This is a genomic window from Komagataeibacter ossonobensis, assembly GCF_057359305.1.
Map to the genome: position 1 here is coordinate 17,732 of NZ_JBXAYQ010000013.1, position 13,511 is coordinate 31,242.

Consider the following 13,511-nt stretch of genomic DNA (forward strand, 5'->3'; position numbering starts at 1 on the left):
TGCCCATGGCATGTGGGACCCTGCCCACACACAGCCGTGATGACCGGTCACATCGCGTAATGATATGCTGGCTGCATGCCAACCACCCGTAAGCGCCTGCACCGCGTGTTCCTGTCACTCTTTCTGGCCATTCCGGCCTCTGTCACATGGCATGGTCCGGCACAGGCACATAGGCTGCATGTGCAATGGACATCCGACCGTGTCCTGAACGCCGTGGCCGTCGCCGATAACGGGCGCACCTTCATCTCTTTTCCCTATTGGGGTGGGGGTGGCAGCGGTCCCACCGTTGCCGAAATCGATGCAGGCGGCCAGCCCCACGCCTTCCCTGATGCACGCTGGAACCATCCCGACGGGACAAAGGGCGACCTGCAGCCCTTCGTGCGTATCAATGCCCTGCGCATCGGGCCGGACGGGCTGTTATGGGTTGTGGATTCAGGGGATGCGAACGTGGGCGGCCCACCCGGTCCCCAAAATGGTGCACCGGCGCGCCTTCTGGCGTTTGACATCATGACCGGACAGGTGGTGCATGCCCTTTCACTACGGGCGGCCAGCACACCACACAGTTATATGGATGACATCCGTTTCCATGGGGATACGGTTTTCGTAACCGATGCGGGGGATCCGGCGCTGGTGGTGGTCAACCTGTCCACCGGGGTGCAGCGGCGGGTGCTGGCGCATGACCGTTCCACCACCGATGACCGCCCGATGTATGCCGAAGGCCGCATGCTGATAGCCCATGGCCAGCAGGTGCGCATCCATGCCGACCAGCTTGAAGTCTCCCCGGACGGGCAGAAACTGTATTTCCAGCCCAGTTCCGGCCCGATGTGGGTGGCGCCCACGGCGGCGCTGGAAAACCCGGCCCTGTCGGCTGCCGACCTGTCCCATGCCGTAACGCTGTTCCATGACACGCCAACGACGGGCGGAACAGCCATTGACGGGGATGGCAACCTGTATGTGTCGGATGTGAACAGGTTAAGTATCCTGCGCATTACGCCACAGGGAAAAACCACCACGCTGATCCATGACAGGCGACTGGTCTGGGCCGACGCCATGTGGATCGACAGCCATGGCGTGCTGTGGATACCCGCCGTGCAGCTTGACCGGACCGCGACGTTCCAGCCCGATGGGATCTCACGCCTGCATTTGCCGGTTGCAATCTATACCATGGACCTGCACCTGAAACCCGTGCGCTAGGCCACGGGGTCAGAGCTGCTGGATACCGGCGAAATCGAAATCCTGTCCCGCCGGGTTTTCACCCAGACGGATAACGGTGGGCGATGGCATGCTGTAGGGCGGCACCGGCAGGTTATATGGGGCAGGGGCACCACGGAACACACGCCCGGCGAGGTCGAATTTCGATCCATGGCAGGGGCACGCATAACCACCCGGCCAGTTGCCGCCGCCCTGCCCTTCGGGCAGGGGTTTATAGGCTGGCACACAGCCCAGATGGGTGCAGATACCCACCACCACGCCATAGCGCGGGTCCAGCGAACGGTGCCAGTTTTTGGCATAGGCCGGCTGCTGCCGGTCATTGGACTGCCCGTCACGCAGCCGTCCGGTCAGGGCGGCATCCTGCAGGGCCGCGAGGGATTCGGGCGTGCGATGGGTAATGAAAACCGGCTTGCCCTGCCATGTCACGACAATCTGCTGTCCCGGTGGCAGGGCGGATATATCCACATCAACCGGCAGATGGGCTGCCGCACTGTCGCGCGGGGCAAGGCTTTGCAGGAAGGGCCACAGGCATGCGCCCGCACCAGCGGCAGCCGTGGCGGTGGTGACAAGCCCAAGGAAATTCCGACGCCCACCGGGTGCCGGTTGTGTATCCGACGCGTTTTCCATCAGAGTGTTTTTATCGCGAACCCGTTCCAAAAGAAAGGGCATACCGTATCTGGATACACCCTTATCCATCAGCACAAAAAGACGCGGCCAGGGGCGGGAAAGCACCGTTCCCTGGCTGTGATGGCCCGGCCGCGCGGGGCCATGCGGCACAGCCGTACATACACGGATGCGGGGCGTGTATTTCATAATGCTGCACGAACCGGTATCGGGGCTGTGCCGGGTGGCAATTCACGCTAGATTATGCCCTGTCCTGCCCAATCGGGCATGCATGTGGAGATCAATCATGCGGCTTATCCTTGCCCTCCTGCTGCCGTGGCTGCAGTTCTTTACAATTGGCCGCCCCATTGCCGGCATCATCTGCCTTGTCCTGCAGGTGACCGTGATCGGATGGATTCCGGCTGCGATCTGGTCGGTCTATGCGCTGAGCCAGTACAAGACCGATCGCAAGATCGCATCCCTGCGACGGTCGTGAAACCTGCATGAAACTTTATATCTACGACCATTGCCCGTTCTGCGTGAAGGCCCGGATCATTTTCGGGCTCAAGCACCTGCCGGTCACCGATGTCGTGCTGCTTAATGATGATGTCAGCACGCCAACCCGGATGATCGGGCGCAAGATGGTGCCCATACTGGAAACCGACGGGCACTTTATGGGCGAAAGCATGGATATCGTCGCCCATGTCGACGCCATGGATGGCCGCCCCCTGCTGACCGGACCAACGCGCCCGGAAACAGGCCAGTGGATACAGGACACGCAGCCTGCCTTCATCCGCCTGGCCCTGCCCCGGTTTGCCGCGGCCCCCTTTGCGGAATTCGCAACGACTGGCGCACGGCTGTATTTTATCGGGAACAAGGAAGCCATGATCGGCCCCTTCAGCACGTGCCTGGCTGAAAGTGCTACCCTGCTGGCCAGCATGAATGTTCACCTTGCCCGGCTTGCCAGCCTGATCCAGCGCCCCGATGCGGTCAACGGCACGTTGTCCACCGATGACATTCACCTGTTTGCCCACCTGCGCAGCCTGACGATCGTGGCGGGACTCGACTGGCCCATGCCGGTGCGGGCATATTGCCAGCACATGTCACAGGCTACCGGCATTCCCTTACTGGATCACATGGCGGCCTGAACGGTTACGCATGGATCATATGGAGACATGGAAATGCATGGCAACTGTCAGGCCGTCCTGACCGTTTCCTCCGCATGACACCATGGGCAGACAGGGAGACACTCCATGTCAGAATTATATGAAACCGGACAGCCGTATGAACGCCGCCGTTCCACACCGTTCGAGGTCTGGATCCGACGGTCGCTGCATGCCCGTTTCGATATGGTCTGCAATGAAAAATTCCCTGTCGAACTCCAGGGGGAGTTTGATCTGTGCTGCGCTACCTATCCCCATATGGAACATGACAGGGACGCCTGATGGCGGGAGCGCATAAACAGACCGGTCAGGTGTGGATTTTTTTGGCCTGACCTGTTCCGAGTCCCGCAGCCACTTGCATAAAGTGGCCGGAAAGGAAAGCAGGGGAATCGCTCTCATGGCGGAAAATAGCCATTTATTGTCTCTTTGCCGCAACACGAATCCAGATTCGCAAGCCTGAATTTGCCTTGAAGGGCTGTGGATAAGTCTGTTGACGTTTTGGGACTCAGGTCATGAAAATGCAGAGTCTTCCCTTTTTCGTGATTTGTTCCCGGCCGGCACTCAGGCTGGCAGCCGCAGGATAACCGTATCGTGTTCCCCTGCCTGCCATTCACGCTTCAGAATGGGTGCGCGGGTACCTTCGGACGCAACCGGATGACCAATCCGCCACGGGTTGCCATTCAGGCGCACGGCTATCCAGCCATCAGATTCCTCGCCATCTGGCACAAGCCCGACAAGGGTCATGTCCGTCATGGGATCATAACAGGCAAACTGCCGGGCACAGTTCCGGAACACCAGTTGCACACTGTCATGGGATTGACGGGGGCATGTCAGGTGGATCAGCAGGATTCCAGGCCGTTTTGTCGCATCACTGAATATCAGGCTGCCGCCACCGGGCCGTATCTCGACCGGCAGGATGGTCACGGCATCCGAAATGGCATGGTTGAAAACGATCGTCCCGCCATCAAGGCAAAAAAGCCCCTGGTTCCATCCATGCAGTTCAGACAGGTTCAGGCTCAGCCATGCACCGGAACAGGCAAGAATGGACCGCAGGTGGTCGGGGTGCGGCTGACTGTTTTCCCGACGGGACCGGGCCAGGGCCAACCGGATCGTGGTCATGTCAAAATGACCCGCGCCAAAGATGACCTGCCCCTCGCCGTATGAAACAGCTGTTGCAGAACCGTACCGCCTGCCCATGTAATATTATCCCCTGTCACATCCGCATGCCTCCCCCTGCAGGAAAGATGCCGAATAATTTTCTGCTGATATGCTTTGTGAAAAAAATCAGAATTAAAATTTCATGCACTTCAAACAATAAGTCATTAATATAAATTCAAAAACCTTCAGCATGTTTCATATTGTATTTAATTTACATAATTTTTTACCAAATCATGGGCCAGTACGGACCTGAATACACGGTATGGAAATTGCTGAACGACCTGAACCCATATAAGGCAGACGCATGGGATCTGCCAGATTTCATAAGGCTTTCCATGCTGCAAGCGCGCGCGCGCGTCCCCCGGCAAGGTCAACAATGGGCGCGGGATAGTCTGGGGGGGCGGATGGTCCGGTCTTCCAGGGCGCATGGATGTATTTATTGGGCAGATGGGCGATTTCTGGCACCCATTTCCGGACATAATCACCAGCGGGATCGAATTTCTCCCCCTGTGCGACGGGATTGAATATCCGGAAATAGGGGGCTGCATCCAGTCCGCACCCGGCAACCCACTGCCAGTTGAAGGGGTTGCTTGCGCCGTCCGCGTCCACCAGCGTATCGGCAAACCATGCCTCGCCTACACGCCAGTCAATCAGCAGGTGCTTGGTCAGGAACGACGCCACGACCATCCGCACGCGATTATGCATCCAGCCCGTGTGCCATAACTCACGCATGCCCGCATCAATGATGGGATAGCCGGTTTTTCCCTTCTGCCAGGCCCGCAGGGCAGTGGGATCATGTCGCCAGGACATGTTGTCGTATTCAGGACGCAGGTTGCCGGTACCCATGTCGGAAAAGTCGAACAGGGTCGCATGTGCAAAATCCCGCCATCCCACCTCACTCAGGAAACAGGCACTATCCTGGTCGCCCGGTCCCGACGCATCCACCGCGTGCCAGACCTGCCGGGGGGAGACATGGCCAAAGCGCAGATAGGGCGACAGCCCGGACGTGGCAGGTTGCGCGGGCAGTTCGCGCTGCGTGGCATAGCCATGGATCTGTTCTGCGATGAAGGCATCCAGCCGGGCATGGGCCGCCGCCTCCCCCGGTTGCCACTGCGCACGCAGGCCCTGTGCCCAGTCCGGTCGCACTGGCAGCAGGGCAAGGTCGGCAGGCTGCAGCAGAAATTCCCCGACCGCAGGGGGAACCACGGCAAAAGCAGGCCGGTCGGGTGCGGTCAGTGGCGGCAGGGGTGGTCCCTTGGCCTGCACGGCACGCCACCATGGCGTGAAGACACGAAAGGGCGCGCCCTGTTTCGTCCGGACCTGCCATGGTTCATACAGCATGTTGCCGGGATGGCTGTGCGCCTCAACGCTACGTGCCTTCAACGCCGCCTTCATGTCCGTATCCACCTGCCGGCCATGGGGGCCATAGCGCCGGTTCCATACCACCGCCCCCGCGTCCAGCCGTGCAGCCAGCCACAGCACGCTTTCATGCGTATCCCCGGCCATGATGCATAACCGGCCGCCCTGCGCGCGCAGGTCATGGTCCAACGCCGACAGCGCACCATGCAGCCACCATTTTTCGGCCCCGCCCAGGGGGAAAGCCGGATCATGGACATACAGGCACACCACCGGCCCCCGGGACACGGCATCACACAGGGCGGGATTGTCCCCAAGACGCAGGTCGTCACGGAACCACATGATGGTCGGGGCGGTGTCAGACATGGTTGGCTGTATTCCGCTCGGGTTGATGCATAGTCATGATGCCCTGTGTGGGACACAAGCCCCCGCCCCGTCAAATACATGCCCCCCGTGCGAACGCGCATTCAGTGCGTGGGGGTGACTTCCCGGGCCACGGCGGCATCTTCCTGCTTGTGTTCCGCGTCCTGTGCCTCGTCATCCTCGAACATGGCGCGACATTTGGGGGAAAGCTGGCTGAGCTTGCTTTCCAGGCATTCCGTCATCAGTTTTTCATTCGGAATGTCAAGAAAGCATAGCCGGAACACATCATTCTTGCATGCACTGGCCTGGTCCTCGCGCCCTGCGGCATGCGCACCGGTACTGGCCAGCACGAAAGCCATGGTAAAATGGACTGTCCAGATCAGGCCTTGCGTTCCGTAACGGCGCACGGCGGGAATGCATTGCATCGGGCTGTCTCCCTTCGGAAATGACATGGCAATTTTTGTTATATCATCCAGCGCATTGCACTTTGCCGCCTGAGTCAAGATACATCCATGCAGTGCAGCCATCATGAAAGAATGAATGGGCAGGGCGGGAAAAGTTCCCACGTTATCCTGTCCCTGACTTCATAAATCCGTGATGGGACAAATCGCGCCCGTCCTTCGTTGGCCCCAGTATCCCTGACCATTGAATTGATGAAGGAGCATACCACCATGGCCAATGCAGCAACGGACCAGATCGGACATGCCGCGGACAAGGTTGCGGATACGCTGACGGGAGCACGCACCGATACGTCCGGCCTCATGAGTGCGGTCATTGCCTATATGGGAGACGCCGGCAGCCCCGGACGACGCGAACTGTATGACCGGGCGCGCAAGGCGGGGCTGGAGGCACAGGTCACGCAGTGGGAAAATCACCCGACCAATACCCCGGCCGATGAAAGTGTGGTGACCCGGCTGATCCCCGCCCCGGTCATCGAACGTTTCTCCGCCGAGACGGGATTGTCCCGCAACGCCACCATCAAGGGCCTGTCCGACCTGCTGCCCCACCTGTCACGACTGGATGGCTGATATACGTCCATGACCTGCGGCGTGGCCATGTTTCCTGTTTGCATGGCCGCCCGTGGGCTTATGATCAGCCATCTGACAATTCAGCAGGCAGGACGGGTTCATGAACAGCGTCAATTCCACCCCCGCGCAATTATCCGGCGTCGTGATCGTGACGGGGGGCAGCCGGGGTATCGGGCACGCCATAAGCCGCCTGCTTGCACGTGACGGCCATGCCGTCGCCATCAATTATGCCACCAACGCCGCCCCGGCCGAGGAACTGGCCCGCGCCATCACGGCCAATGGCGGCCGCGCGCTGGCCATCCGCGCCGATATATCGAAGCCTGAAGAAATCCCTACCCTGTTCGAACGCGCAGCCGAACTCGGGCCGCTTGCGGGGCTGGTCAACAATGCGGGCATTACCGGCACGAAGGTACGCGTTGATGAGCAGACCGCCGAAACGCTGGATACCCTGTTCAACATCAATGTCCGCGCCACCATGCTGGCCGCGGGCGAGGCCGTGCGCCGCATGTCCACCCGCCATGGCGGAAAGGGCGGGACGATCGTGAACCTGTCATCGGTTGCCGCCCGTCTGGGCGGCCTGCCGGGACTGGTGCCCTATGCCGCGACCAAGGCTGCGGTCGAGACCTTTACCCGTGGCCTGGCCAATGAAGTCGCGCGTGAGGGCATACGCGTCAACGCGGTCGCCCCCGGCCTGACCGCGACAGACATGGTACCACCGGAAACCGCTAAACTGGCGGAAACCGTCGTGCCCATGGGGCGTGTCGGGCATGTGGATGAAATCGCGCAGGCGGTGGCCTTTCTCCTTTCCCCCGCATCATCGTATATGACAGGAAGCGTGATGACGGTGTCCGGCGGTCGCTAAGGTCAGTCCGGCTACCGAAACAGGAGAAGCACAGCATGTACATTGCCATGAACCGTTTCCGTATCCCGCCTGAAAACGAGCAGGAATTCCGTGAACGTTGGCTGGGACGCGAAGTCCACCTGCGCACCGTGCCCGGCTTTGTCAGTTTCCAGTTCCTCAAGGGCCCGACGCATGAGGATTACATCCTCTATGCCTCGCACACCGTGTGGGAATCGTATGAGGCCTTTGTTGGCTGGACGCAGTCCGAACAGTTCCGCGCCGCCCACGCCCATGCGGGCAACCGCAAGCCGCTTATGGCTGGTCCCCCGGTATTCGAGGGTTTTGAAGTCCTGCAGAACATCGAAAACTGATAAGAAACCGTTTGAAATTTCTGAAAAGAAATAGAAGTTTTTGGTGACGCTTTTTTCAAAAAATCTTCAGGAAACATCGCCTTTTAAAAAAGGCGGCACCCAAAAACTTTTACTTGTCAGTAAGTATTTTTTAAACAGTCGCTCATTCACGATCCCACAGCAGAAAGACGTTTTTCATGCCGCCAGTCTCCCCTGTGTTCCATCCCGGCCGGCGCGCCATACTTGCCGGGGGGCTGGCCACAGGTGGCCTGTGGGCCGGCGGCCTTGCCGCCCGCGCGGCAACCGTGGAAAACCTGCCACAACCGTCCAGCGTCATCTCCACCCCGCCCCGGCAATGGGGAGCGGAGGCGCCGGTTACCCCCCTGCCGGACCCCGACATACTGGTGCTGGACCCCGGCTTCGGTAACCTGGCCTATGCCAATGCCGGGCTGAAACTGGCATGGCGTGGCGGGGGATGGCTGGAGGGACCGGCATGGAACAGCGAGGGACGCTTCCTGCTGCTGAGTGACACGATCCGCGCCCAGCAGTACCGCTACCTGTGGGAAAACGGCGCGGTTTCGGTCTTTCGCGACTATTCCTACAACAGCAATGGCAATGCCTTTGACAACGAAGGCCGCCTGGTCAGTTGTGAACATGGCATGCGCCGCGTGGTCCGGTGGGAACATGACGGATCATGCCACGTACTGGCCGACAGTTATGGCGGCGCGCCGCTGAACTCCCCCAATGATGTGGCGATCCACCCTGATGGCAGCGTCTGGTTCACTGATCCCGGTTATGGCGACACGATCGTGGAAGGCCACCCGGATGCCCCGGGTGCCCCGGCCAACCGGGGCGGTATGGAACGCTGGACGCTGGATGGGGAAGTCGTGACCCAGTTTGGCGGCCACAGGCGACAGGAAGACCATGTCTTCCGCGTGGACCCGGCCACGGGCGATGTCCGCGCCGTGCTGACACAGCAGCAGTTGCCGGACCCGAACGGGATTGCGTTCTCACCAGATGGAAAAATCGTCTATGTCATTTCCGATGGACCAGGGCCGGGACAGAACGGGCATGGCGGCGACCAGCATATCCATGCAGGTGACGTGACAGGTAGCGACGTGCATAACCTACGCCCCTTTGCCGACATGATGCTGGAGGGCCACCAGATGGTCCCCGATGGCATGCGCACCGACATTTTTGGCAACCTGTGGTGCGGCGCCAACGGGCCGCTGGGGCTGTGTGGCGTGGTGGTGTACAATCCCCACGGTCATATGATCGGGCGGCTGCGCCTGCCACGCGGGGTATCGAACCTGACATTTGGCGGCCCCAAGCGCGATGTGCTGTTCATGTGCGCGGGGGACGCGCTGTTTACCCTGCAGGTGAATACGCAGGGAGCGGCGCCATCCTGATAAATTATTAAAAAATAAAAGTTTCTGGGTACCGTCTTTTTTCAAAAAGGCGGCGTTTAACGAAGCTTCTAAAAAAAGCTTCACCAGAAACTTTTATCTGTTTTCAGGGATCAGGCCCCGGCTACGCCCTTCCCCACCATGTCCAACGGGCGGACAAGACGGTCGAAAGTGGCGCCATCGACAAAGCCCGAGGCAAGGGCAGCCTCACGCAGGCTGATATCATGCTCCATGGCCTGATGCGCGATGGCGGAAGCCCGGTCGTATCCGATCTCGGGACTAAGCGCCGTCACCAGCATGACCGAACCCGCCACGTAAGCATCAATCCGCTTGCGGTTCAGGGTCGTGCCCTCAACCGAAAAGACCCGAAAATTATGACAGCCATCGGCAAGGATGCGGATGGCATGCAGCACGTTGGCCACAATGACCGGGCGCATCACGTTCAGGTCAAGCTGTCCCTGACTGCCTGCAAACGCCACCGTGGCGTCATTGCCCAGCACCTGTGTGCAGATCATGACCATGGCCTCGCACTGGGTCGGATTGACCTTGCCAGGCATGATGGAGGAACCGGGTTCGTTTTCCGGCAGGTGCAACTCACCCAGGCCACAGCGCGGCCCGGAGCCGAGCAGGCGCATGTCATTGGCGATCTTGAGCAGGCTGACCGCCACCCCACGCAGACCGGCCGACGTCCGCACCATGGCGTCCAGCCCCCCAAGGGCCGCGAATTTGTTGGGTGCGGTGACAAACGGCCTGTCGGTCAGTGCGGCAATGCGCTTTGCAATGGCGCGGCTGAAACCCGGCGGGGCATTCAGCCCGGTGCCCACCGCCGTACCACCCGCCGCAAGCTGCAGCAGGCCGGGACGTGCGGCCTCGACCGCTTCCAGCGCATCTTCAAGCTGCTGCGCCCAGCCGGACCATTCCTGTCCCACCGTCAGGGGTACGGCGTCCTGCAGGTGGGTGCGGCCGATCTTGACCACCTGCATCCATTCCTCGGCCTTCGCGCGCAGGCTTTCGATCAGTTCACGCACGCGGGGCAGCAGGCGGCTGTCGATTTCCAGCAGGGTTGCGACATGCATGGCGGTGGGGAAGGAATCGTTGCTCGACTGCCCCATGTTGACATCGTCATTGGGGTGAACCGGTTTCTTGGACCCGATGGTCCCACCCAGAAGCTGGATGGCGCGGTTGGCGATGACCTCGTTCACGTTCATGTTCGTCTGGGTGCCGGACCCAGTCTGCCAGACAAAGAGCGGGAATTCGGAATCCAGCCTGCCCGCAATCACTTCATCCGCAACACGGCTTATGGCGTCGGCTTTCCATTGCGGCATGCGTCCGTCAGCCGCATTGACCTGTGCTGCCGCCTTTTTCACGATACCGTAGGCGTGGCATACCTCAATGGGCATATGGTCCCGCCCGATCGAGAAATGCACAAGGCTGCGCTGCGTCTGCGCGCCCCAGTAATGGTTGGCGGGGACATCGATTTCCCCCATCGAATCCTTTTCGCGCCGTGTGCCGGTGGCATCCAGCCCGATGGGGCAGTCTTTTAACGCTGGGGTGGCAGGTTCAGTCATGGTGGCGTTCCTTCCCTTTATGGTTGCAGGAAATATGGGAATGCCACCGGGCTTTCGCGCCCCCGCCCGGTATCACAAGCGGGTGCGCGGGGTTTTAGAAGTCGGCTTCCAGCGTGAAGTGATAGGCACGTGGCAGGCCGGCATAGGCAGCGCTGGTGCCCGCCGCCGTGACAGCCGTGCCCGCGGCAGTGCCGTTATAGACGGACGACCAGTACCGTTCGTTCGCAACATTGGTCACACCGAAACGAGCCATCCACGGATGCTTGGCCGCACGGAACGGGAACCGCGCCCCCATGTCCAGCGTGACGTAAGACCCGGCATAGGTCGAGTTGTAAACATCCGCCGCACGACGGCCCGTGTAATGGACGTTGGCATTGACCGCCAGACCGTTAAGCGCGAACCCCTGCGAGAACGGAATGCGATAATCCAGCAGCACGTTGGCCTGCAGCGGCGCGACACCCACGGCTTCCTTGTTGGATGTCTTGGCGTTGCCCGTATTCAGTACTTCCGCATCGATCCATGTCATGCCACCGATAACGGACAGGCGCGGCGTGATGTGACCCATGGCCTGGAATTCCACGCCATAATTCCGCTGCGTGCCGAAGTTGCCGTAAACATGCGATGTCGGATCGATATAGGCATAGCTGCGGGTTGCACGGAAACCAGCCACGTTGAACTGGATGTTGCGGAACATGTACTTGTAGCCGACTTCAAATTCCTCACTCCGCACGGGCGAAGTGTACTGGTTGTTGTTCACCGCACCAGCCGAAACCGACGTGCCGGCCTGCAGGGAACGACCATAGGTGAAGTAGGCGGTCTGGTTGTCTGCCGGTTTGTAGACAAGGCTGGCCATCGGGCTGAAGGCGGCATCGGCCCGTGCATTCGTGGTCTTTCCCTTGGCCAGATGGGTGGTCGAGACAACGTAGCCATTCACCGTCTGCTTCGTCGCCGCTTCTTCCGTCACCGTCCCGGTGCTGTCCTGATCCAGCCAGCTCCATGCCAGCGTACCCATGGCGGACCAGTGACGGTTGAAATGCACCGTGTCCCCCAGGATCATGGACTGGTACCGCACGTACTGGGATTCGTACTTGCCATGATAATAAGGCTGCGGGCCATTGGCCGCGACGGCCGGATTATACAGCGATGCCGAGGATACGGCGGTATAGCTCTGCCCGCTCAGGGGGTTATAGCCCCCTTCCATGTAACCGTTGGTGCCGATGACAAGGTCATGCTTGATGAACCCGGTATGCACATGGCCATTGATATAGGCCATGTTACTGCCAACCTTGAAGTCATTGACCGTGGTGGCGGCTGAAATGGTCTGCTTGTAGTCGCCCTGGTTGTTGATCAGCGTATCAGCGGATTCAAATACCTGGCGCCCTGAATCCTGATACAGCCCCCCGATCACGAAACTCCAGTTATCATTGATCCGGTGCTTGAGCTTGGCGAGGAAAACATTGTTTTCGGAGTTGTAGCCCGCATAGTCCTGCCCCATATGCGGCTTGCTCAGGTCAGGGGCTTCGGGCAACTGCATGTTATTGAGGTTGACGCCCGCGGGCATACCACGCTCGTCATACGTGTAATGGCTGGCATCAAGTTCAAGCACGGTATCACGGTCGAAATGGATATCGAAATCCGCGCTGACCATGTTACGCCGCACCCAGCTGTCCGGTACATAGGTCGTGCCGTCACCATGCAGCAGGTTGATGCGGTAGCCAAACCAGCCATTCTTGCCAAGGCGGCCCGATGAATCGACGTTTTCCATAAGCGTGCCGATGGAATCCACACCAACCACCAGGCGGTTGATACGTTCATCCGTCGGGCGCTTCAGGCCATATTCAAACGTGCCCGCCGGGTTCTGGGGGCCATACAGCGCACCGGCAAGACCATTGAGCACCTGCACGTTGTCAAACTGTTCCGCCGCGTAGGGTGTGACGGTAAACGCGTTCAGGCCGTCGATGCGGCTGTTGGAAATCACGTCCGCCTCGAACCCGCGTGACTGCGGGCGGCTGGTGCCGGGATCAGCACGTGTTTCCAGCTGGACCGACGGCATGTACTGCATCAGGTCGTTGATGTTACGCGCCTGCTGGTTGACGATCACGTCATGCGGCACGGTCATGATCGACATGGGCGTATCAAGCGTACGGCGCGTGCCCAGCGGACCAAGATTTGCGGTCTTCTTGTTATAGTTGGCGGCTGCCCCCGCCACCATCCGGTGGTGGCCGATAACCGTCATTTCTTCCGCATTGACGGATGCGACGGCATTATCCGTGGCACCTGCGCGCTTGACGGATGACTGGGTCTTCTTGCCCCTGTCCGGATCCGTATCCTGTGCGTAGGCGGAAGGGATGAGCAGTGCAACCAGACTGGCCGAAAGCATCCACGCCATACCTGCGGTCATTCTGGCCATGAGTATTCCATTTCGTTAGCCATTTTAAACATATCTAGGCGTATATAATCCCC

General features: G+C 59.9%; 14 protein-coding genes. 8 read left to right on the forward strand and 6 right to left on the reverse strand.

Going from position 1 to position 13,511, the window contains the following annotated elements; genetic code table 11:
• Positions 1-75: 75 nt before the first annotated feature.
• Positions 76-1,194: an L-dopachrome tautomerase-related protein gene (locus AC1RQ9_RS09365; protein WP_485986625.1), complete on the forward strand. Its 1,119-nt coding sequence runs from the start codon at positions 76-78 to the stop codon at positions 1,192-1,194.
• 9 nt (positions 1,195-1,203) lie between these two features.
• Here AC1RQ9_RS09365 and petA read toward each other — a convergent pair whose 3' ends face one another.
• Positions 1,204-1,839, reverse strand: coding sequence for a ubiquinol-cytochrome c reductase iron-sulfur subunit (gene petA, locus AC1RQ9_RS09370; RefSeq protein WP_193732966.1), 636 nt, complete (start codon positions 1,837-1,839; stop codon positions 1,204-1,206).
• A gap of 283 nt (positions 1,840-2,122) precedes the next feature.
• On the opposite strand from petA, the gene AC1RQ9_RS09375 reads away from it, so the two are divergent.
• From AC1RQ9_RS09375 to AC1RQ9_RS09385, 3 genes are all read left to right on the forward strand, one after another.
• Positions 2,123-2,311 carry a YqaE/Pmp3 family membrane protein gene (locus tag AC1RQ9_RS09375; RefSeq protein ID WP_193732967.1) on the forward strand — a complete coding sequence of 63 codons (189 nt, stop codon included), beginning with the start codon at positions 2,123-2,125 and terminating at the stop codon, positions 2,309-2,311.
• Positions 2,312-2,318: 7 nt separating this feature from the next.
• A complete protein-coding gene (grxB, locus tag AC1RQ9_RS09380) occupies positions 2,319-2,963 on the forward strand; it encodes a glutaredoxin 2 (protein WP_485986627.1) in 645 nt (214 codons plus the stop codon).
• A gap of 105 nt (positions 2,964-3,068) precedes the next feature.
• Positions 3,069-3,260, forward strand: a complete 192-nt coding sequence (locus AC1RQ9_RS09385) for a hypothetical protein (protein ID WP_485986629.1) — start codon at positions 3,069-3,071, stop codon at positions 3,258-3,260.
• Between the two features lie 279 nt (positions 3,261-3,539).
• On the opposite strand, the gene AC1RQ9_RS09390 is transcribed toward AC1RQ9_RS09385, so the two are convergent.
• From AC1RQ9_RS09390 to AC1RQ9_RS09400, 3 genes are all read right to left on the reverse strand, one after another.
• The gene (locus AC1RQ9_RS09390) at positions 3,540-4,175 is read right to left on the reverse strand and encodes a hypothetical protein (protein WP_485986631.1); all 636 of its coding nucleotides are present in this window, start codon (positions 4,173-4,175) and stop codon (positions 3,540-3,542) included.
• A gap of 282 nt (positions 4,176-4,457) precedes the next feature.
• Positions 4,458-5,858, reverse strand: coding sequence for a cryptochrome/photolyase family protein (locus AC1RQ9_RS09395; protein WP_485986632.1), 1,401 nt, complete (start codon positions 5,856-5,858; stop codon positions 4,458-4,460).
• A 101-nt stretch (positions 5,859-5,959) separates the two neighbouring features.
• The gene (locus AC1RQ9_RS09400) at positions 5,960-6,280 is read right to left on the reverse strand and encodes a hypothetical protein (protein ID WP_485986634.1); all 321 of its coding nucleotides are present in this window, start codon (positions 6,278-6,280) and stop codon (positions 5,960-5,962) included.
• A gap of 246 nt (positions 6,281-6,526) precedes the next feature.
• On the opposite strand from AC1RQ9_RS09400, the gene AC1RQ9_RS09405 reads away from it, so the two are divergent.
• From AC1RQ9_RS09405 to AC1RQ9_RS09420, 4 genes are all read left to right on the forward strand, one after another.
• On the forward strand, positions 6,527-6,883 hold the full coding sequence (locus AC1RQ9_RS09405; protein WP_227672660.1) for a YidB family protein: 357 nt from the start codon (positions 6,527-6,529) through the stop codon (positions 6,881-6,883).
• Positions 6,884-6,983: 100 nt separating this feature from the next.
• The gene (locus AC1RQ9_RS09410) at positions 6,984-7,745 is read left to right on the forward strand and encodes an SDR family NAD(P)-dependent oxidoreductase (protein ID WP_485986636.1); all 762 of its coding nucleotides are present in this window, start codon (positions 6,984-6,986) and stop codon (positions 7,743-7,745) included.
• A gap of 35 nt (positions 7,746-7,780) precedes the next feature.
• On the forward strand, positions 7,781-8,095 hold the full coding sequence (hmuQ, locus tag AC1RQ9_RS09415) for a heme-degrading protein HmuQ (protein ID WP_010515802.1): 315 nt from the start codon (positions 7,781-7,783) through the stop codon (positions 8,093-8,095).
• A gap of 176 nt (positions 8,096-8,271) precedes the next feature.
• A complete protein-coding gene (locus tag AC1RQ9_RS09420; RefSeq protein WP_485986639.1) occupies positions 8,272-9,483 on the forward strand; it encodes an SMP-30/gluconolactonase/LRE family protein in 1,212 nt (403 codons plus the stop codon).
• 110 nt (positions 9,484-9,593) lie between these two features.
• On the opposite strand, the gene fumC is transcribed toward AC1RQ9_RS09420, so the two are convergent.
• Positions 9,594-11,048: a class II fumarate hydratase gene (gene fumC / locus AC1RQ9_RS09425; protein WP_485986640.1), complete on the reverse strand. Its 1,455-nt coding sequence runs from the start codon at positions 11,046-11,048 to the stop codon at positions 9,594-9,596.
• 94 nt (positions 11,049-11,142) lie between these two features.
• Entirely contained in the window at positions 11,143-13,449 is a 2,307-nt protein-coding gene (locus tag AC1RQ9_RS09430) for a TonB-dependent receptor (RefSeq protein ID WP_227672661.1), read from the reverse strand.
• Between the last annotated feature and the right edge of the window lie 62 nt (positions 13,450-13,511).